Origin of the sequence: Streptomyces sp. NBC_00358 (genome assembly GCF_036099295.1) — a bacterium.
Classification (GTDB): domain Bacteria; phylum Actinomycetota; class Actinomycetes; order Streptomycetales; family Streptomycetaceae; genus Streptomyces.
This window is the reverse complement of the sequence record NZ_CP107976.1, coordinates 1,275,622-1,295,936: the sequence shown is the minus strand read 5'-3', so window position 1 is coordinate 1,295,936 and position 20,315 is coordinate 1,275,622. Positions and strand designations below refer to the sequence as shown.

The 20,315-nt window shown below is 72.1% G+C and carries 13 protein-coding genes; 4 read left to right on the top strand and 9 right to left on the bottom strand.

Going from position 1 to position 20,315, the window contains the following annotated elements; all coding sequences use genetic code 11:
* Position 1 precedes the first annotated feature (1 nt).
* From OHT01_RS05420 to OHT01_RS05400, 5 genes are all read right to left on the bottom strand, one after another.
* The gene (locus tag OHT01_RS05420) at positions 2 to 1,294 is read right to left on the bottom strand and encodes an ABC transporter substrate-binding protein (RefSeq protein ID WP_328551968.1); all 1,293 of its coding nucleotides are present in this window, start codon (positions 1,292 to 1,294) and stop codon (positions 2 to 4) included.
* A gap of 12 nt (positions 1,295 to 1,306) precedes the next feature.
* Complete coding sequence (locus OHT01_RS05415) at positions 1,307 to 2,164, bottom strand: endo alpha-1,4 polygalactosaminidase (RefSeq protein WP_328551967.1); 858 nt, start codon at positions 2,162 to 2,164, stop codon at positions 1,307 to 1,309.
* A gap of 311 nt (positions 2,165 to 2,475) precedes the next feature.
* Positions 2,476 to 2,988, bottom strand: coding sequence for a universal stress protein (locus tag OHT01_RS05410; RefSeq protein ID WP_328551966.1), 513 nt, complete (start codon positions 2,986 to 2,988; stop codon positions 2,476 to 2,478).
* A 5-nt stretch (positions 2,989 to 2,993) separates the two neighbouring features.
* Entirely contained in the window at positions 2,994 to 4,274 is a 1,281-nt protein-coding gene (locus tag OHT01_RS05405; RefSeq protein WP_328551965.1) for an arsenic transporter, read from the bottom strand.
* A 368-nt stretch (positions 4,275 to 4,642) separates the two neighbouring features.
* The gene (locus tag OHT01_RS05400) at positions 4,643 to 7,018 is read right to left on the bottom strand and encodes a SpoIIE family protein phosphatase (protein WP_328551964.1); all 2,376 of its coding nucleotides are present in this window, start codon (positions 7,016 to 7,018) and stop codon (positions 4,643 to 4,645) included.
* A gap of 256 nt (positions 7,019 to 7,274) precedes the next feature.
* Here OHT01_RS05400 and OHT01_RS05395 point away from each other — a divergent pair, with 256 nt between their 5' ends.
* Positions 7,275 to 10,370, top strand: coding sequence for a glycoside hydrolase family 2 TIM barrel-domain containing protein (locus OHT01_RS05395; protein ID WP_328551963.1), 3,096 nt, complete (start codon positions 7,275 to 7,277; stop codon positions 10,368 to 10,370).
* Here the strand turns inward: OHT01_RS05395 and qcrB are convergent.
* Entirely contained in the window at positions 10,281 to 12,008 is a 1,728-nt protein-coding gene (gene qcrB, locus OHT01_RS05390) for a cytochrome bc1 complex cytochrome b subunit (protein WP_328551962.1), read from the bottom strand. The two genes, OHT01_RS05395 and qcrB, sit on opposite strands and share 90 nt — an antisense overlap.
* A complete protein-coding gene (locus tag OHT01_RS05385; protein ID WP_328551961.1) occupies positions 12,005 to 12,979 on the bottom strand; it encodes a sigma-70 family RNA polymerase sigma factor in 975 nt (324 codons plus the stop codon). The genes qcrB and OHT01_RS05385 overlap by 4 nt, the downstream gene beginning before the upstream one ends.
* A 189-nt stretch (positions 12,980 to 13,168) precedes the next feature.
* On the opposite strand from OHT01_RS05385, the gene OHT01_RS05380 reads away from it, so the two are divergent.
* The 3 genes from OHT01_RS05380 (at position 13,169) to OHT01_RS05370 (ending at position 17,905) form a co-directional block, all read left to right on the top strand.
* A complete protein-coding gene (locus OHT01_RS05380) occupies positions 13,169 to 14,782 on the top strand; it encodes an MFS transporter (RefSeq protein ID WP_328551960.1) in 1,614 nt (537 codons plus the stop codon).
* Positions 14,779 to 15,387 (top strand): hemerythrin domain-containing protein, encoded by a 609-nt coding sequence (locus OHT01_RS05375; RefSeq protein ID WP_328551959.1) that lies wholly within the window; start codon positions 14,779 to 14,781, stop codon positions 15,385 to 15,387. The genes OHT01_RS05380 and OHT01_RS05375 overlap by 4 nt, the downstream gene beginning before the upstream one ends.
* A 607-nt stretch (positions 15,388 to 15,994) precedes the next feature.
* Positions 15,995 to 17,905 (top strand): RICIN domain-containing protein, encoded by a 1,911-nt coding sequence (locus OHT01_RS05370; RefSeq protein WP_328551958.1) that lies wholly within the window; start codon positions 15,995 to 15,997, stop codon positions 17,903 to 17,905.
* A gap of 231 nt (positions 17,906 to 18,136) precedes the next feature.
* Here the strand turns inward: OHT01_RS05370 and OHT01_RS05365 are convergent, their stop codons facing one another.
* A complete protein-coding gene (locus OHT01_RS05365; protein ID WP_328551957.1) occupies positions 18,137 to 19,111 on the bottom strand; it encodes a 2-hydroxyacid dehydrogenase in 975 nt (324 codons plus the stop codon).
* A complete protein-coding gene (locus OHT01_RS05360; protein ID WP_328551956.1) occupies positions 19,108 to 20,277 on the bottom strand; it encodes a lactate 2-monooxygenase in 1,170 nt (389 codons plus the stop codon). The genes OHT01_RS05365 and OHT01_RS05360 overlap by 4 nt, the downstream gene beginning before the upstream one ends.
* Positions 20,278 to 20,315 lie beyond the last annotated feature (38 nt).

Genomic DNA, 20,315 nt, shown 5'->3' with positions numbered 1-20,315 from the left:
GTCACCGGGGGATGAGCAGGGCCGCGTCGGCCGTGTCGGCGCACCGGCGGACGGCGTGGGCGGGGGAGTCCTTGCCGAGCAGGACCGAGACGATCGCCTCGCCGAGAGCCTGGGAGATCTGCGGGTAGGCCGCGTGCACGGGCCGGACCCGGGCGGAGTCCAGCGTGTCGGTGAACACGTCGAGTCCCGTCGTCGCCGCGGCGTGCTCGCGCCACTCGGGCCGCCGGGCGGTGGCCGAACTGAGCGGGAGGCTGCCGGCCGACATGCCCCAGCGCGCGTCCTGGGCCGGCTGGATCATCCAGCTCACGAACTCGACCGCGGCCCGGGAACGGGCGGGACCGTTGTCGAACACGGTCCAGGTGTCCGGCCCGGAGATGGTGATCGGGCGGCCGTTGTACGTGGGCAGCGGGACGACGTCGTAGTCGACCTTCGCGGTGATGATGTCCGGCAGTTCCCAGGGCCCGGTGGCCACCATCGCCATCCGGCCGCCCAGGAAGACCTGGTACATCTGCTCACTGCCGGGTTTCGGGTCGACGTACACGCTCTTGTCGTGGGCCAGCCGGGCGAGGGTGCCCAGGGCCCTGGTCCCCTGCTCGGTGAAGCCGATGCTCTTGCCGTCGGCCGCGACCACCTCGCCGCCCAGGTCCCAGATCATCGGCCACAGCCGCCAGACGGTGTCCTCGTCGCCCGTGCCCGGCCAGCCCGTGCCGAACACCCCGCGCCCGGAGTCGGTCAGCCGCCGAGCGGTGTCGACGAACTCGTCCCAGCTCCACCCCGGTTTCGGGTAGGGGACGCCGGCCTGCCGGAACAGCTTCTTGTTGTAGACGACGGCCAGCGAGTCGAGCACCGCCGGGGCGGCGCGCACCTTGCCGTTGACGGTGACCGCGTCCCGTACCGGAGCCCAGAAGGACTTCCACGGCGGATTGCCCCGGTGCAGCGCGGACGTCAGGTCGACGACCCTGGGGCTGCGCGCGACGCTCGCCAGGTCCGAGCCGAAGATGTAGGCGATGTCCGGGTACGAGCCGGCGGCCAGCGCGGCCGTCACCTTCTGGAGCATCGCGTCGGCCAGCACCCCGCCGCCCGAACTGTCCACGCGGATGCGTGGATGTGTGCGGTTGAACTCGGCCACCAGTGCCTCGACGGCCTTCCTGGCCGTGTCGTTCTGGCCGTGCCACAGCTCGACGGTCACCCTGCCGTCGGCGCCGACGCCGTCCGAGGGGCCGCCGCAGCCCGCGAGGGCCCCGGCCGCCGCGGCGCCCAGGAGCAGCCCGCGTCGCGCGATCGCGCGTGTCATCCCGGCCGCCCCTCAGCGGGTCCTGCGGACGTAGTCCGCGCTGCCGGGTGTCGAGACCATGACGTCCCGGCGTACGATGCTCAGCCGGTCACCGAAGGCCGAACGGGCCTTGCGCAGACCGCTGTCGGTGTACTCGATGACGACCACCCGGTCGTGGAACGCCTTCGCGTACGCGCCGCACTCGTCGTACTCGCCGCACTCCTCCGCCACCGCGAAGTCGAGCCCGGCCCGCGATCCGAGCCCCGCCAGTTCGACGGTGTTCTTCTGCCCGATCGCCAGATGCCGGGCGTGCGCGTGCCGCGCCAGCAGGGTGATGAACGCGGTGGCGTCGTCCGGGGTCAGCAGCTTGCGGGAGCGGGTGTAGCTGTCGTAGTTGTCCGGCTCGACCGCGTCGAAACCCTTGGCGGCGCATCCGTCGAACCACCGGTCGACGCGCGCGGCGACCCGCTCGCGCTTGGCGGGCGTCCGGATGTCCAGCAGCGCCTCGTTCCAGTCCTTGTCCACGACGGCCTTGCCGTCGGCGTCCCGCAGCAGCAGGTCGGCGGGCCACTGCGCGCGTTCCTCGGGCTGGGCCTGGAAGGCGTTGACGTAGCAGATGTTGTACAGACCGGGCACCGGGGACGACGAGCGGTCGCGGGTCACGATGCGCACACCGGCCGCCGGGGGGTAGGCCCCGCCGATCTGGTAGTCGAACCCCGCGTGCAGCGGCGGGAGTTCCACGGCGGTCGCCGTCCGGCCGGGCCGGGGCGAGGCCTTCGGCGAGGCGTTCGTGCCCTTGACCGCGGCGCAGCCGGCGAGTGTCAGAAGACCGGCGAGGGCCGTGGCTGTGCCCAGGGACCGGGTGAGGAGAACACGTTTGACGGGGGGCATGTCCGCTCCATCAATCGCGAGTACGTCCCCGCCTCGGACGCTGCGCGCGTTCCTGGCGACTTTGGCCGGACTTGAACCTGGTCCGTTACCGGCTGGGCGTACCTCTGCGTACCGGGTCGCACCACGGCACGCCAGGATCAAATCGCGCATGCCCGACCCTCGTCAAGGCCCCGCCTCCGCCGGAGAGCGTCCGCGGCCGAACCGGTGCCCGCCGAGCGGCACTTCGCGAGGGTACCGGCCGATTCCGAGGGCGGCCGCCGATGGTGACGACCGGCCACCGTGCGACCGGGACGCGACCCGAGGCGTACGCCCTAAGAGTGCGGATGCGGATGCGGATGCGGATGCGGTGGCGGGGGCGGGATCGTCGTGACGTCCGGGGCCGGTTCGGGCCAGACGAGCAGCACCGGACAGGGCGCGTGGTCGACGACGAAACGACCGGCCGGTCCCAGACTGTGCGGGCCGAGCCGGCCGCGGTCCCCGTCGCGGGCGAGGACCAGCAGACCCGCGCCCTCCGCCGCCGCGACCACTTCCCGCTCGACCCGGCCGACTCGCTCCACCCGCGTCGCGGGCGCGCCCAGCCGCTCGGCCGCGGCCTCCAGGAGCTCGGCGCCCGACGTCGTACCGAGGGTCTCCAGGAGGTCACCCGGATCGGGCTCGGAGCGTGCGCGGCCGAGGAGCCCCGCGAAGGCACCGTGCGCGAGACCGGGGACCCCCGGGTCCGCGACATGCAGGAGCACCACGTCCGTGGCACCGGGAGCGTGCGAACGCACGGCGTCCACGCACGCGGGCCAGGTTCCCTCGACCAGCCAGACGACCACCCGCATACCCATCAGCCTCCGATGACGTGGAGCGAGAACCACAGCGCCAGTACGGCGGGGACCAGCGCCGCGGGTACGGCGATCAGGCCCAGCCGGGTGAACTCCTTGAGGTCGACGCCGTGTTCGTGCTGATGCACGATACGTCGCCACAGCAGCGTCGCCAGGGAACCGGCGTACGTCAGATTGGGCCCGATGTTGACGCCGAGCAGAACGGCCAGCACCGCGCCCGCGCCCGAGTCGGCGGCCAGCGGCAGCAGGACCAGGACCGCGGGCAGGTTGTTGATCAGGTTGGCCAGCACGGCGGCGATCGCGGCGATGCCGAACAGCGCCGGCAGCGAACCGCCCTCCGGGAGGAGGCCGTCGAGGGCGTCGGCCAGACCGTTGTCGACCACCGCGCGGACGACGATGCCGAGCGCGAGGACGAAGGCGAGGAACGACGGAGCGGCGGCACGCACCACGGTCAGGGGGGTGGCACGACGGCGGACGAGGGCCCGGACGGCCAGGACGAGCGCCCCCGCCGTGGCGGACCAGGCCGGGTCGACGCCGATCACCGACGTGAGCACGAAACCGGCCAGCGTGCAGCCCACGGTGATCAGCGCGAACAGCGGCAGCTCCGGAGCCTCCTCCGCCCGCCGGGGGAGTGCGCCCGCCCCGAGGTCGCGGGCGAAGAAGCGCCGGAAGACCACGTACTCGGCACCGATCGCGACCAGCCAGGGCAGCACCATCAGCGCGGCGAACCGGGTGAAGCTCAGACCGCTGGCGGTGAACGCGAGCAGGTTGGTCAGGTTGGAGACCGGCAGGAGCAGCGAGGCCGTGTTCGACAGATGGGTGCACGCGTACACATGCGGTTTCGGGCGGGCTCCCATCCGCGCGGCCGTCGCGAAGACGACCGGGGTCAGCAGCACGATGGTGGCGTCCAGGCTGAGCACCGCCGTGATCGCCGAGGCGAGCACGAAGACCGCGGTCAGCAGACGCCCGGGCTGTCCCGCGGCCCAGCGGGCCATCCACGCGCCGCACGCCTGGAACAGCCCCTCGTCGTCGCAGAACTTGGCCAGCACGAGGACGGCCGCGAGGAAGCCGATCACCGGGCCCAGGTGTCCGGCCTCCGCGCGGACGTGGTCCCAGGAGATCGCGCCCGTGGCCAGGACGAGGCCGGCGGCGGGCACCGCCACCACCGCCTCGGGCCAGTCGAACGGCCGCACCACCGCGCAGATCAGGACGGCCGCGAGCAGGACGACGGACAGCGACTCGGCGAGCGGGCCGCCGAGAGCCGCGGTGAACGGCCCGGACACGTGGGGACCCAGAGCTCCGGCGAGCGACGGGGTGGACGGGGCGCCGGCACCGCTGGTGAGCGCGTCGGAGAGGGGCGTTCCGGGACGGGCGGCGAACGCCCCGGCGAGGGAGGTGCCGGCCGCGCCGGGGATGCCTTGGACGAGTGGGCTGTTCAGGATGGGATCCTCCGGGCGGTGATGGCGGCGCCCTCCATCACATCAGACACGAACCGGTCCGCCCGCGAACCCCCCGCCCCGAATCGGCGACCGCCCCGCGCCACACCCCGGACGGTCCTCGCACGGGGGCCGGTGAAGTGTCCCGCGCCGCGTCCTGGCCGCTCCTGGCACGGCGACGGCGACCCGCCCCGCTCCCCGCACCCGAGCGGCTCTCACTCCTCGCCGACGAGCGACAGCTCCGCCCAGATGGTCTTGCCCTCCGGGGTGTGCCGGCTGCCCCAGCGCTGGGTGAGCTGGGCGACCAGGAGCAGTCCGCGCCCGCCCTCGTCGAAGGTCTTCGCCCGGCGCAGGTGCGGGGCGGTGTGGCTGCTGTCGGAGACCTCGCAGATCAGGGTCTCGGAGTCGTGGATGAGCCGCAGCCGGATGGGCGGCTCGCCGTAGCGGATGGCGTTGGTGACCAGTTCGCTCACCACCAGCTCGGCGGTGAACGTGGCCACGGTCAGCCCCCAGACGTCCAGTTGATCGGCGACCTGCCTGCGGATCGGCGCGACAAGGGCGGGGTCGGCGGGAATGTCCCAGGTCGTGACGTCGGAAACGGCGAGGCCATGGGTACGGGCGAGCAGCAGCGCCACGTCGTCCGGCGCGCCGCCCGGGGGCAGCAGCGCCTGGAGGATCGAGTGGGCAGCCCCCTCCAGGGACTGGGACGACTGCTCCAGCGCACGGCACAGCAGCCGCAGGCCGCTGTCGACGTCCCGTTCGCGGCTCTCCAGCAGCCCGTCGGTGTAGAGCGCGAGCACCGTGCCCTCGGGCAGGTCCAGGTCGACGGACTCGAAGGGCAGCCCGCCGAGGCCGAGCGCCGGACCGGGCGGCACGTCGATCGGCCGGGGCGGACCGTCCGGCGTCAGGACGACGGGCGGCGGATGGCCGGCGCTGGCGAGGGTGCAGCGCCGGGAGACCGGGTCGTACACCGCGTAGACGCAGGTGGCGCCGACCTCTCCGGTGACGCCTTCGGAGCCGGCCTCGGCGGACAGCCGTACGACGAGGTCGTCGAGGTGGGTGAGCAGCTCGTCGGGGGCCAGGTCGATGTCGGCGAGGGTGCGGACGGCGGTGCGCAGCCGGCCCATCGTCGCCGAGGCCTGGATGCCGTTGCCGATGACATCGCCGACGACCATGGCGACCCGCATCCCGGAGAGCGGGATCACGTCGAACCAGTCGCCGCCGACCCCGGCCCGCGCGGCGGGCAGATAGCGTGACGCGGCTTCCAGGGCGGCCGTCCGGGGGAGGGACTGGGGGAGCAGGCTGCGCTGGAGGGCCAGCGCGGTCTGCCGCTCGCGGGAGAAGCGGCGGGCGTTGTCGATGCAGACGGCGGCTCTGGCCGTGACCTCCTCGGCGAGCAGCACATCGTCGGCGGTGAAGGGATCGGCCCGGCGGAAGCGGCTCAGGACGGCCACCCCGAGGGTCCGGCCGCGGGCCCGGATGGGCACGGACATGCCGGCGTGGATGCCGTACTCCCGGATGCGCTTGGCGCGGAGTGGGTCCCAGCTCAGCCATTCCTCCAGCGTGCCGTCCGCGTTCGGTGCGACGAGCGGCCGGCCGGCGATCAGCGAGTCGGCCTGCGGGGAGGAGGCGGGATAGACGTCGACGTCGCCCGGTGCGACGACCGCTTCCGGGCTCCCCGGGTTCACCGACTGGTGGGCGGCGCGGCGGAGCGTGATCGGGGCGGCCGGCGGCTCGACGCGGTACTCGCCGCCGTTCTCCGGGGGGTCCAGCAGGTCGACGCTGACGAAGTCGGCGAGCGCCGGGACACAGACGTCGGCCAGTTCCTGGGCGGTCCGGGTGACGTCGAGGGTGGTGCCGATCCGCACGCTCGCCTCGTTGACCAGCTGAAGCCGCTCACGGGCCCGGAACTGCTCGGTGAAGTCGTGCGCGGCCACGCACACGCCGAGCACCCGTCCATGGGTGTCGGTCAGCGGGGCGATCCGCGCCAGCCAGTGGTGTGCCCGGTCCTCGCCCCCGGTGCGCGCGTACGTCTCCACGTCACGCCCCCGGCCGGAGCGGAGGACCTCGGCCATCTCCCGCTCCAGTTGCTCACCGGGCTGCCGGTCGCCGATCTCGGAGACCCGCAGACCCCGGATGCGGTCCTCCGGAAGGCCGACCACCTCGGACATCGCGTCGTTCAGGCCGTACAGCCGCAGCCGTTCGTCGTAGACGGCCAGGGCGCAGGGCGCCTGGGCGAGGACCGCGCGGATCAGCGGGTCGTCCAGGGTGCGTGGCGCTCGGCCGTCCAGCGGGGTGAGGACGAGCCAGCCCTCGTCCTGGCCGAGGCGGTGTGCGAGCACCCAGACGGACAGCACCCGGCCGTCGCGGTGCCGCAGGGCGAGCACCCCGTTCCAGCGGTTGCCGGCGGACCCCGCGGGCGGGGCGCTGCCCGCGGGGGAGAGGAGTTCCGCCGCCGGGCGGCCCTCGACCTCCTCGGGCACATGTCCCAGGAGCCGGCGGGCGCCCTCGCTCCAGTGGATCAAGGTGCCGTTCCCGTCGATGACCGCCCGTGCGGTGGCGGTCTCGTCGAGAGGGTGGACCGGGCTCATCGTCGCCACTTTCCCTTGTGCACACTCACAGTGAACAAGCGCGTCGTCCGGGTTCCAGCCTAGTGGCTGGGCGTCCCGCGCACCCCCGATCGGGCTCGGTCCGGACAGCCATTCGTACGGTGCGCTCCAGGCCGATGCGGTTCGCGGGACGGAAGTGACCGCCCGACCCTTGACGACCCCGCCCGTCTCCCCGTCAGAATCTGTTTGTTCTCGATCAGTTGTGATGACTTATGGGTCTTGATGAGGGAGAGTCGGCGTGACGGTCACTCGGAGATCGGTATTGATCGCAGGAACGGCCCTGCCCACCGCGGGCGCGCTCTCCGGCGCCGCCGACGCCTGGGCCGCGGCACCCGAGGACACCCGGGGACGCCGCACACTCGCGCTGCGCGACGGCTGGCGGTTCGCGCTGGTCGATCCGGGCGGTCTCACGGACCCGACCGGCGCCTACGCGGGGGCCGAGCGGCCCGGCTACGACGACTCGGCGTGGCGGACCGTGGCGGTGCCGCACGACTGGAGCATCGAGCAGCGCCCCACCACCGAGTACGGCACCACCAGCGGCACCGGGTTCTTCCCCGGCGGCCTCGGCTGGTACCGCACCTCCTTCACCCTGCCGCCCGCCTTCGCCGGCAAACGGATCTCCGTGGAGTTCGACGGGGTGTACATGGACGCCTCCGTCTACTGCAACGGCGAGGAGGTGGGCCGCCACCCCTACGGCTACACCGGTTTCGCCTTCGACCTGACCGGTCTGCTGCACACGGACGGCGGCACCACGAACGTCATCGCCGTCCAGGTACGCAACCAACTCCCCAGCAGCCGCTGGTACTCGGGCAGCGGCATCTACCGCGAGGCCCGGCTGGTCGTGACCGAGGCGATCCATGTAGCGCGCTGGGGGACCCGCGTCACGACGCCGGAGACCGGCGCGGAGCGGGCGGTCGTACGGGCCCGGGCCACCCTCGTCAACGAGACCGGCACCCCGGCCGACGTCCGGGTGACCTCGCGGATCGTCGGCCCCGACGGCCGGACCGCCGCTCGCGCCGCCACCACGGTCACCGTCGGCGACCGGGCCGACGAGACCCATGAACTCGTCGTCGAAAAGCCGAAGTTGTGGGACTTCGCGACTCCGGAGCACCGCTATGTCCTGGAGACGGAACTGCGGGTCGGCGACACCGTCGTCGACACCTTCCGTACGCCGTTCGGCATCCGCACGTTCGGCTTCGACCCGGACGAGGGCTTCCACCTCAACGGCGTCCACGCCAAGATCAAGGGCGTCGACCTGCACCACGACCAGGGCGCGCTCGGGTCGGCGATCAGCCTCGACGCCGTACGCCGCCAGATGACCATCATGAAGTCGATGGGCGTCAACGCCTTCCGCACCTCGCACAATCCGCCCTCGCCGCAGATCGTCCAGGTCTGCGAGGAACTGGGGATCGTGATGATGGTGGAGGCCTTCGACTGCTGGCGGACCGGCAAGACGGCCCACGACTACGGCCGCTTCTTCGACGAGTGGTGCGAGCAGGACGCCACCGAGATGGTTCTCGCGGCCCGCAACTCGCCCGCCGTCGTGCTGTGGTCCATCGGCAACGAGATCCCCGACTCCACCTCCACCGCGGGGCTCGCCATGGCCGACCGGATCATCGGCGCCATCAGGGCGGCGGACGACACCCGCCCGCTGGTCATCGGCTCCGACAAGTACCGCCGGCTGCCCGCGAAGGGCTCCGCGGCCGACCTCATGCTCGCCAAGCTCGACGGCCTCGGCCTCAACTACAACACCGCCAAGTCGGTGGACGCCCTGCACGCCGCCTACCCCCACCTGTTCCTCTTCGAGTCCGAGTCGTCGTCCGAGACCTCCACCCGCTCCGCGTACCAGGAGCCGGAACACCTCAACACGGGTGAGAACCACACCCCGGGCAGGCGCGCGGTCTCCTCCTACGACAACAACCTCGCCTCCTGGACGATGAGCGGCGAGTACGGGCACAAGAAGGACCGTGACCGTCCCTGGTTCGCGGGCCAGTTCCTGTGGTCGGGCATCGACTACATAGGCGAGCCCACGCCGTACGACGTCTTTCCGGTGAAGGCCTCCTTCTTCGGCGCGGTCGACACGGCCGGCTTCCCGAAGGACATGTACCACCTGTTCAGGAGCCAGTGGACGAGCGAGCCGATGGTCCATCTGCTGCCGATGAGCTGGAACCACACGGTGGGGGACACCGTCGAGGTCTGGGCCTACGCGAACGTCGGCACCGTCGAGCTGTTCCTCGACGGGAAGTCCCTCGGCACCCGGACGTTCGACACCAAGAAGACCACCGACGGGCGTACGTACCTGGAGACCACGGAAGCGACCGGCGACGACAAGACCTTCACCGACGGCCCGTACCCCGGGAGTTACACCAGTCCGAACGGCAGCGCCGGCAAACTGCATCTCACCTGGGAAGTCCCTTACGCGCCAGGAGAGTTGAAGGCGGTGGCCCGGCGCGACGGCAGGGTGGTCGCGACGGATGTGCTGCGCACGGCCGGGGCCCCGCACGCGATCCGTCTGACACCGGACCGCACCTCGCTCGCGGCGGACGGGCGTTCGCTGGTGTTCGTGACCGCCGACGTGGTCGACGCCCATGGTGTCGTCGTGCCCGACGCCGAGGACCTGATCGCGTTCGCCGTCGACGGCGGATCGCTGGCCGGCCTGGACAACGGCCGCCAGGAGAGCGCCGAGCGCTATCAGGCGAGCACCCGAACCGCCTTCCACGGCAAGGCCCTCGCCGTCGTCCGCTCCGGCACGCGGGCAGGCGCCGTGAAGGTGACCGCGCGGGCGCCGGGACTGCGGACGGGCTCCACGACCGTACGCGCCACCCCCGCCGGGTCCCGGGCGACCACCCCGGTGACATCGTTCCCGCCCGAGCACCCGGCAGCCACCGACTACCCCCGCACGGACGCCAGTTACTCGGGCCGCCCGGACTCGCTGCCGGCCGCGATGCTCGACGGCGACGCGGCCACCGGCTGGTCCAACGCCTTCTACAAGTCAGCGACCGCGCTGCTCCCGGCCTTCGGCGGGGCCCGCCCCGAGGACTGGGTCTCGGTCGCCTGGGCGCGCCCCCGCCGCGTCGACCGCGTCGAGGTCTCGTTCACCGTCGACGCGACCCACGCCCGCCCGGCCTCCGCCGAGGTGTCGGTGTGGGACGGGGAGCGGTACGCACCGGTGCGAGGGGCGGTCGTCGACTGGGCCACCACGTCGGACGCGCCGACCGTGATCACCTTCGAGGCGGTACGCGGCTCACGGCTGCGCCTCGTCCTGGCGAGCGGGCACCCGGGCGCCGCCGACGGCGGACTGCGGATCAGCCGGCTGGAGGTCCCGGTCGTCTGACGGGCCGGGGGCCAGGACCCGCCGCTCGTGCTCGGTGAGCGTGTGGAGCTCGGCCGGGCCCAGCGGGCGGTGCACCTCGACGTACTCGCCGTGCGGCAGGCGTCTGACGACGCCCGTCGCACGGCCGTGCGCCACCAGTTCACGGTCCCGCAACTGCAGACCCAGACAGAAGCGCCGTGTCACGACGAACACGACGACGGGAACGACCAGCAGGGAGATCCGCACCGTCCACGTCACCGTGTTGATCGACAGATGGAAGCGCGTCGCGACGATGTCGTTGCCGCCGCCCGCGAGCAGGATCAGATACAGGCTGATCCAGGCCGCCCCGAGCGCGGTGCGCACCGGCCGGTTGCGGGGCCGGTCCAGCAGATGGTGCTCGCGTCGGTCGCCCGTGATCCAGGCCTCGACGAACGGGTACACACCGATGGCGACCAGGAGCAGCGGGAAGACGACGACCGGGATGAGCACGCCGAGCACGAGGGTGTGGCCCCACACGTCGATCTCCCAGCCCGGCATCACCCGCACCAGCCCCTCGGCGAACCCCAGGTACCAGTCCGGCTGGGCGCCCGTCGACACCTGGTCGGCGCGGTAAGGGCCGTACGCCCAGACCGGGTTGACGGTGGCGACCGCCGCGAGGAGTGCGAGGACGCCGAACACCAGGAAGAAGAAACCGCCCGCCTTCGCGAGATAGACCGGCATGAACGGCGTTCCCACGACGTTGCGTTCGGTCCTTCCCGGCCCCGCGAACTGGGTGTGCTTGTGGTACACGACCAGGATCAGATGGGCCACGACGAGCGCCGCCATGATGCCCGGGATCAGCAGGACGTGCAGCGCGTAGAAGCGGGCCACGATGTCATGGCCCGGGAACTCCCCGCCGAACAGGAAGAAGGACAGGTACGTGCCGACGACCGGTGTCGCGAGGAGCGCGCCGTCCACGAACCTGAGCCCCGTCCCGGACAGCAGGTCGTCCGGCAGCGAGTAGCCGAACAGGCCCTCGAACATGCCGAGGAGCAGGAGTGTCCAGCCGAGCACCCAGTTCAGCTCGCGGGGCTTGCGGAACGAACCCGTGAAGAAGTGCCGCATCATGTGCGTGAGCATCGCCGCGAGGAAGACGAGCGCGGCCCAGTGGTGGAGCTGCCGGATCAGCAGCCCGCCGCGCACGTCGAAGCTGATGTCGAGGGTGGAGGCGTACGCCTCGGACATCCGGATGCCGTTCAGCGGGACGTAACCGCCGTGGTAGGTCACCTCGTTCATCGACGGATGGAAGAACAGGGTGAGCCAGACGCCGGTGAGGACGAGGACGACGAAGCTGTACAGGCAGATCTCCCCGAGCAGGAAGGACCAGTGGTCGGGGAAGACCTTGCGCAGATACCGCCTGCCGAGGGAATTCAGACCGACGCGCCCGTCGAGCCACTCGGCGACCCGCTCCCCGGAGGATGCCTGCTCCCTGGAGGCCGCGCGCCAGCCGGAGGGCGCCCGCTCGCCCGAGGTCGCCTGCTCCCCGGAGGCGACCCGCTCGCCCGAGGTCGCCCGGTCCCCGGAGGTCGCCTGCTCCCCTGAGGTCGCCCGGGCCCCGGAGGCGACCCGCTCGCCGGAGGCCGGTCGCCCGCCCGTTCCTCCGGTGCCGGTGGCCGTCATGCGCGCCTCCCCTCGGCCGTCTCGCTGAACCCGTCCGCGTCGGCTTCCTCGTCGAGCCTGACGTGCGTCAGCTTCTCGGGATTGGTGACGATGTAGACGTCGGAGACCCGCTCGCCGTCCGGGGTGAGGTCCATGACCATGACCGCGTAGGGCGAAGAACCGTCGAAGACCACCGCGGAGTCGTCGCCGTTGACCCGCCGGTAGCGGACGTCGAGGCCGGCCCCCCGGCGCGTGGCGTAACCGGCCAGCAGCCGTGCCGCCTTGTCCCGGCCCCGTACCGGCCGCAGACCGGCCCCACGACCCGCCTTGCCGCCGCCGTCCGTCCACACCGTGACGTCCGGTGCGAGGATCTCCATGAGGGCGGTGATGTCACCGCCGAGCGCCGCGTCAACGAAGCGTTCGGTCGCCTGCCTGCGGACCCGCGGATGGGCCCGGTAGAGCGGACGGCGGGCGTGCACGTGCTCCCGGGCGCGGTGCGCGAGCTGGCGCACCGCCGCGGGACTGCGGTCGATGACCTGAGCGATCTCCGTGTGCGGATAGCCGAACACCTCGTTGAGGACGAAGACCGCGCGCTCCAGCGGGGTCAGCGACTCCAGGACGACCAGCATCGCGAGCGAGACGGACTCGGAGCGCAGGGCGCGGTCGTCGGCGCGCTCGTCGGCGGCCGGTTCGTCGAGCAGAGGCTCCGGCAGCCAGGGCCCCACGTACGACTCGCGGCGCCGGGTGATGGCGGCGCGCCGGGCGAGGGCGTGGTTGACCGCGATGCGCACGAGGTAGGCACGCGGGTTGCCGATGTCCTCGACGGGGGAGCGGCGGGCGCGGCCCGTCCATGACAGCCAGGTCTCCTGGAGCACGTCCTCGGTGTCGGCGACGGTTCCGAGGATGTTGTAGACGATCGCGAACAGCAGTTCCCGGTGCTCGACGAAGACCCGCGTCGGACCGTCGACGACGGCCTCGGAGCTTTCGGACATGGCTCGCCTCCCTTGGTGCGCTCACCACTGCGAGGGGAGGAGGGGGCCCGAATGTGACATCCGACGGTCGAAATGTGACGCACGTCTCAAGTCGGGTTCCGCGCGTCACACCGGCCGCGCGAGCCGCCCTCTTGAACGCGAGTCCGCCCACGCGGCACTCCGATGCCCCGGCACAAGGAGACACGCATCGTGTTCAAGAAATGGCACGGCAACCCATGGGCGATCCTCGTCACCCTCTCGCTCGGGTTCTTCATGACACTGCTGGACCTGACGATCGTGAACATCGCGATCCCCGACATGGCCCAGGACCTCGGCGCCTCCCTCGACGAGATCCTGTGGGTCGTCAACGCCTACACCCTCGCCCTCGCGGTCCTGCTGATCACGGCGGGACGCCTCGGTGACCTGCGCGGCAAACGGAACCTGTTCGTCGCGGGCGTCGCGCTCTTCACCCTCGCGAGCCTGGCCTGCGGCCTCGCGCAGAACCCGGCGCAGCTCATCGCCTTCCGCGCGGTCCAGGGTCTCGGCGCCGCGCTGCTCATGCCGCAGACCCTGTCGATCATCGCCGAGGTGTTCCCTGCCGACCGGCGGGGCGCGGCGATGGGCGTGTGGGGCGCCGTCGCGGGGATCTCCGGCGCCCTCGGGCCGATCATCGGCGGAGCGCTGATCACCCGTCTCGACTGGCGCTGGATCTTCTACGTCAATCTGCCGCTCGGCGTCCTGGTGCTGGTCCTCGCCCTGGCGATCATCCCGGGCTCACGACGCCCGGTACGGCACCGCTTCGACACCTTCGGCGTCCTGCTCGCCTCGGGTGCCCTGTTCTGTCTGGCCTTCGGGCTCACCGAAGGGCAGCGCTACGACTGGAACGGCTGGATCTGTTCGCTGTTCGGCGTGGCCGCGGCACTCTTCGCCGCCTTCCTCGCCCATGAACGCGGCCTGCAGACCCGTGATCCGCTCGTCCCGTTCTCGCTCTTCAAGGACCGCAACTTCACCGTGATCAACTTCGTCGGCGTCACGGTGTCCTTCGGTGTCATCGGGATGTTCCTGCCGCTGACCATCTACCTCCAGTCCGTCCTCGGCTTCAGCGCGCTCAAGGCCGGGCTCGTGATGCTGCCGCTCGCCCTCGGCTCGTTCGTGATGGCCGGACCCGCGGGCGTCCTCGCGGACAGGCTCGGCGGCAAGTACATCCTCATGACCGGGCTGCTCGCCTGGGCCGCCGCCCTGGTGTGGATCGTGGCCGCGGCCGACGCCGGTTCGAGCTGGACGACGGTCGCCTTCCCGCTCTTCCTGGCCGGACTGGGCGCCGGCTGCACCTTCGCGCCGATGGCCACCGAGGTCATGCGCAACGTCCCGGCCCGGCTGTCCGGAGCGGCCTCGGGCGTGAACAACGCGCTGCGGCAGGTCGGTTCGGTCCTCGCGGGCGCCGTCGTGGGGGCCGTGCTCCAGGCGCGGCTCGCGCACACGCTCGCCGACCAGGCGCGACAGCGCGCCGGACAGCTTCCCGCCGGCTACCGCGACGGCTTCGTCGCCGCCTTCTCCCGGGCCGAGTCCGACGTGTCCGCCCGACGGGCGACCGGCACCCCGGCCGGGGTGCCGCACGACATCGCCGACCGCATGCGGGAACTCGGCGGCCAGGTGTTCGGCCACGGCTTCGTCGACGCGATGGGCCCCGCCGTCCTGGTCTCCGCCGGAGTCCTGCTGACCGGCGCGCTCGCCTGTCTCGCCGTACGCCGTCACCGCGGCCCGTCCGCCAACCCGCACGCCCTGCCCGTGTACGAGCCCGAACTGGAGGAAGCGACCTCATGAGCCTCGACCTCACCATCATGTACGCCGCCCACGACGCCTTCCGGCGCGACCTGGACCGCCTCGGGAAGGCGGCCGCGGACGGCACCGCCTTCACACCACCGGTCCGCGCAGGCTGGGCCGACTTCACGCACCAGCTGCACATCCACCACACCGCCGAGGACAGCGACCTGTGGCCGCGCGTACAGCACAGGGCCGAGGGCCGCCCCCGGGACCTCGCCCTGCTCGCGGAGATGGCGGCAGAGCACGCACAGATCGATCCGCAACTGGCCGCGGTCGAAGAGGCGTTGCGGGACAACTCGGCCGAACTCCCCGAACTGGTAAGGACGCTGACCGCCACGCTCGACGCCCACCTGGAGCACGAGGAGGCGAGCGCCCTGCCGCTCATCCAGGAGGTGCTCACCCCCGCGGACTGGGGCGCCTTCACGGGAGCCATCCGCAGGACGCAGGGTCTGCGCGGGGCGGCCGTGTTCGTACCGTGGATCGTGGACGGCGTCCCGCCCGCGGACCGGGCCGTCCTCCTCGGCTCGCTGCCCGCGCCGGCCCGCGTCCTCAACCGGCTGTTCTGGGAGCCGGGCTACCGCAGGCGCGGTCGCTGGGGGAGCTGACCCGGCGACGCCGGCGGATTCGGGGCGCGACCGTACGGGCGCCGGGGCGCGGATGCCCGTACCGGTGACCGCGCTGCCGTACGGGAAACCGGAGCCTTCTCGGGGCCGCCGACCGAGGGCGGGAGGAACGGGGTCGGCGGCCGGTTTCGCGCGGGAGAGCCGCCGTCCCGTGCGGGGCCTTCGAGAAGGGCCGGTCCCAGTGGACTACGGAGTTCTGTGCGCCGGGAGCGTGCGCGAGGGCCCGCTGTGTGCGCGCGGTTCACACGGGGCGCATGGAATATCGAATGCCGGTACGGCCCGGGCGAGTTGCCGAACTCCTTTTGACATTCTTTCAATAAGGCCGATCTCGCTCGTTCGCCTTGTTGGTCACGAGTGTGTTGTGCGAGGGTGAGCCTCCCGCGCTTGGTCAAGGGCCGGGTCTGAATCGCTGTTCGCCATTCCCGGCTGTCGACGAGCTCAAGCGGCTCCTGACCGACGGTCGCCGCACGGCCTTCGTCCCCGGCCGTTTTCCCGGCGTTCCGTCAAAAAGGTCTATGCCAATCGGGACTCCTTTTCGACGGGCAAGCACTTTCTGTGCCACCTTGCACCTCGGAAGGAACCCGCTCCCGTGCGCACCCCCCACCCACCGCTTCCCGCCCATCCGCCCGGCGGATATTTCGGCGAACCCGACGAGGGTCTCGCCGCTGTGCTGAGAGGCGGGGCGGAGGCTGACACCACCCGTCCCGTCGCTCTGCTGACAGCGCGGCACTGGAGGCCGGCGTACGACTACGCGGTGATCTGCCTCGCCACCTCGTCGCAGGTCGCCTCCATGGTCACCGAGGCGTCCTTCCACCACGTGCTCGACCGCCTCGCCGAGGGCGAGCAGGCTCTCGCGCTGCGGCCCCGACTCCTGGTGGCCGTACGCGACACGGTCCGGAGCTGGGCGGCGGACGACCGGATATCGGAAGCCCTGCCCGCCCTGAGAAAACCCGCGGGGGGCCGCGGTATGCGCCTGGCGAAGTCCATGACGGCCGAAAACCGCAAGCTCGCCGAACACGCTTTCCTCGCCCTTCCGGGCGCCGCCCGATGCCTGTTGTGGCACACCGAGGTGGAGGACGAGTCGCTGTCCGTGCCGGCCGGCCTTTTGGGCATGGACGCCGACACCGCGTTCGCCGCCTGGGATCAGGCCCGCGAGCAATTTCGCCAGGCCTGCCTGCGCGCCCATCTGGAACTCGCCCCGACCAGGGAATGCGGTTTCCACAACAGGCTCCTCGACGTGCCGATCCGGCGCGGCGGAGCCTTGCTGCCCGATGTCCAGCAGCATCTGGCCGAGTGCTCCTACTGCCGCTACGCGGCGGAGCAACTCAGCCATTTCGAGGGAGGATTGGGGGTCCTGATCGCCGACTCCGTGCTCGGCTGGGGCGCCCGTCGCTACTTCGACTCCCGCCGCAGCCGCGGGCGCCAAGTACTGCGCCACCGGAGCGTGTCCCCGTTCGGCGGCCGACGGCAGCGAGGCGGTGAACGCCCCGGAAAGGCCGGACGTCCCGTGGACGACGGACGTCTGGGACGCCGTGAGCGAGCCGCAAGAGGCGGGCGCTCCGCGGACGAGGTCCGCCCGGAGAGTGGTGGGATTCCGGGTGTCGGTGAGCGCTCCGCGGACGAGATCCGCCTGGAGAGTGGCGGGACCCCGGCGGACGGAGGGTTTCCGGGTGTGGGCGAGAGCTTCGGGGACGAGGTCCGCCTGGAGAGTGGCGGGACCCCGGCGGACGATGGGCGATCCGGCGCGAGCGGACGCTCCGGAGGCGACGTGCGCGCGGAAGGCGGTGGGCGCCCGGCGGACGGTGGGCGTGCCGGGGCGAGCGGCCGTCGTCGTCGGGTGTCCCCGTCCGCCCCGACGGGGCGCCGCGCCGCCAGGCCGACGGAAGTACCGCAGCAGGCGCTCGTCACCGGGGCAGGTCTCTCGGCCGCCCTGCTGGCGACCGTCCTCGCGGTCAGTCTGTGGCCGAACGAGGAGGGCGGCAGCGACCCCGCCGCAGCGATCGGCGCGAGCAGCAGCCGGACACTGTCACCCACCCAGGGGGCTCAGGTCCCGCCCGTGAAGTCCACCCCGTCCACCGCGGCCGGAGTGTTCCTCAAGGGGGACCGGGCCCGGCTGCGCAACGTGGACGCCGACCTGTGCCTCGACGTCCGGGACTCCAGGGCCGTGGAAGGCGCCGAGGCCACGCTGGAGGCGTGCTCGTCCGCCGGGACCCAGCAGTGGGTGTACGAGCGGGACGGACTGCTGCGCAGCGTCGCCAGTCCCGAACTCTGTCTCGACGCGCGGGCCGACGACGGTGTCCTCCTGCTGGACCCCTGCGCGGGCGAGGACGCGAAGCAGCGCGAGGACATGCGCTACGACCTCACCGAGGAGGGCGAGCTGCTGTCCCGCGGGCGCGACGGGCTGGCCGTCGCACCCGCGTCCGCGGACCCCGGCGCCGACATCGTCGTCAAGGTCCGCGACTACTCCGACATACAGCGCTGGCGGACCGAGGCCCGCTAGCGAGACCCCGATCCGCCGTCGCCCGTCGCGGACGCGGGGCCGACGGGAGCGCGGCTAGGGCGTGTTTCGAAAGTCCCGTCTGGCTCGCGACGCCTGGCACGGCACCTCGCCGCGTTGTCGGGATCGCCCGAGTACGCCCAGTACGCGGACGACCCTCCGCCTTGCGATGCACCGCACCAGACGCCGCGAGCCCCGCCCTCCGGGCGGACGACGCTACTTTCGAAACACGCCCTAGGAGACGACGTCCTGGGGCGCCTTGCCCGCCACGAAGTCCGCGGCGTTCTGGACGGCGGCCAGCGCGATCCGTACGAGGGTCTCGCGGGTCACACCGGCGACGTGCGGCGAGAGCACGACGTTCGGCGCCTTGAGCAACCGCAGTGCGGGGGTGGGCGGTTCGGGGTCGAAGACATCGAGGCCCGCCCCGGCGAGGGCGCCCGCGTGCAGCGCGTCCGCGAGGGCGTCCTGGTCGATCAGGGCGCCCCGAGAGGTGTTGACGACGAACGCGGTCGGCTTGAGCAGCGCGAGCCGCTCGGCGTCCAGCAGATGCCGGGTCGCCCCGGTGAGCGGCGCGTGCAGGCTGACGTAGTCCGATATGCGCAGGAGTTCGTCGAGTTCGACGTGGCGGGCCCCGAGCCGGGCCTCCGTCTCGGCGGACGCACGCGTCGGACCGGCGTACACGACGCTCATGTCGAACGCGACCGCGCGCCGGGCGACCTCCTCGCCGATATGGCCGAGTCCCACGATGCCGAGTGTCTTGCCGGACAACTCGGTGATCGACTGCTGGAGCCGGGGCAGCGCCCAGTCCGCCTCGGTCAACGCGGTGTGGGCGGGCACCAGTTGCTTGGCCAGCGCGAGCATGAGGGCGAAGGTCTGCTCGGCCACGTTCTGCTTCTCGGCCCCGCTGGAACCGATGTTGCACACGGGTACGCCCCGGTCGCGCGCGGCGTCCAGGTCGACGTAGTCGAAGCCGTGGCTCGCGCACTGGATCAGCTCCAGGTCCGGTGCCGCGGCGATGTGTCCGGCGGTCACCGGGCCGAGGCCCGTGACGACGACATGGGCCTCGCGCAGCGCGACGGGGTCCTCGTCCGTCGCCTCCACGACGGTGACGCGGACCTGCCCGGGAAAGAGCGTGGCGAGCGCGGCTCCCGCCGTACGGCCGCCGACGTGCGGGGAGACGACGGCGAGCACGTTCTTCGTGACGGTCATGCGGTCTCCTCGATGAGGTCGTCGGGGCCCAGGGAGTCCGGGCGGGCGTGCCCGGACAGGGCGAGGGTGAGATCGAACTCCGCGAGCAGGCAGCGGACGACGTGCTCGACGCCCGCCTGCCCGTCGAGGCCGAGCCCGTAGGCGTACGGACGTCCGACGAGCACCGCCCGCGCCCCGAGGGCGAGTGCCTTGAAGATGTCGTCGCCGGTGCGGATCCCGCTGTCGAAGAGCACGGTGAGCCGGTCGCCCACCGCCTCGGCCACGCGGGGCAGCGCGTCGGCGGCCGCCACCGACCCGGCCACCTGCCGGCCGCCGTGGTTGGAGACCACCACGCCGTCCATCCCGGCGTCGGCGGCGTGCCGGGCGTCGTCGGGGTGCAGGATGCCCTTGAGGACGATCGGCCCGTCCCAGTTCTCCCGCAGGAAGGCCAGGTCCGGCCAGGTCTTTCCGGGGTCCGCGAACATGCTCACGAAGTGCATCACGGCCGCGTTCGGGTCCTCGTGCACAGGCTTGGCAAGACCGGCCAGGAAAGCCGGGTCCGAGAAGTAGTTGGCGGTACCCACGCCGTGCAGGAACGGCAGGTACGCCTGGTCGAGATCGCGCGGACGCCAGGCCAGCAGCGGTGTGTCGAGTGTGACGATCAGCGCCGTGAACCCGGCCGCCTTCGCCCGGTCCAGGAAGCTGCGGGTGACCTCGCGGTCCTTCGCCCAGTAAAGCTGGAACCAGCGCTCGGCGTCCCCCATCGCCTCGGCGACCTGCTCCATGGGGGTACTGGAGGCGGACGACAGGATGTAGGGCACGCCCTGCGCGGCGGCGGCCCGCGCCGCCGCGCACTCGGCGTCCGGATGCATGATCGACAGCACGCCGATCGGGGCGAGCGCGAGCGGCGCGGGCAGCGGGCGCCCCAGCACTTCCACGGACAGGTCGCGTTCGTGGACGTCGCGCAGCATGCGCGGCACGATCCGGCGCCGGTCGAGGGCGTCCCGGTTGGCGCGGGCCGTGCTGCCGTTGCCCGCGCTGCCCGCCACATAGCCGACCGGGCCGGGTCCGAGCCGCTGCTCGGTGAGCTCCTCCAGCCGCGTCAGATCGGTGGGCAGCCGCGGCACGGCGCCCGTCATCCCGTTCAGATAGATCTCGTACTGGAAGTCGGCCCAGTGCTTCGCCATCCGTACGTCCCGCCTCTCGTCCCTGAGACCGCGCTGTA

Bases quoted from the DNA above. Each gene is read 5' to 3' on its own strand.
- qcrB (WP_328551962.1), bottom strand. From the start codon at position 12,008: ATGACGGCCACCGGCACCGGAGGAACGGGCGGGCGACCGGCCTCCGGC.
- OHT01_RS05420 (WP_328551968.1), bottom strand. From the start codon at position 1,294: ATGACACGCGCGATCGCGCGACGCGGGCTGCTCCTGGGCGCCGCGGCG.
- OHT01_RS05415 (WP_328551967.1), bottom strand. From the start codon at position 2,164: ATGCCCCCCGTCAAACGTGTTCTCCTCACCCGGTCCCTGGGCACAGCC.
- OHT01_RS05385 (WP_328551961.1), bottom strand. From the start codon at position 12,979: ATGTCCGAAAGCTCCGAGGCCGTCGTCGACGGTCCGACGCGGGTCTTC.
- OHT01_RS05375 (WP_328551959.1), top strand. From the start codon at position 14,779: ATGAGCCTCGACCTCACCATCATGTACGCCGCCCACGACGCCTTCCGG.
- OHT01_RS05400 (WP_328551964.1), bottom strand. From the start codon at position 7,018: ATGAGCCCGGTCCACCCTCTCGACGAGACCGCCACCGCACGGGCGGTC.
- OHT01_RS05365 (WP_328551957.1), bottom strand. From the start codon at position 19,111: ATGACCGTCACGAAGAACGTGCTCGCCGTCGTCTCCCCGCACGTCGGC.
- OHT01_RS05410 (WP_328551966.1), bottom strand. From the start codon at position 2,988: ATGCGGGTGGTCGTCTGGCTGGTCGAGGGAACCTGGCCCGCGTGCGTG.
- OHT01_RS05360 (WP_328551956.1), bottom strand. From the start codon at position 20,277: ATGGCGAAGCACTGGGCCGACTTCCAGTACGAGATCTATCTGAACGGG.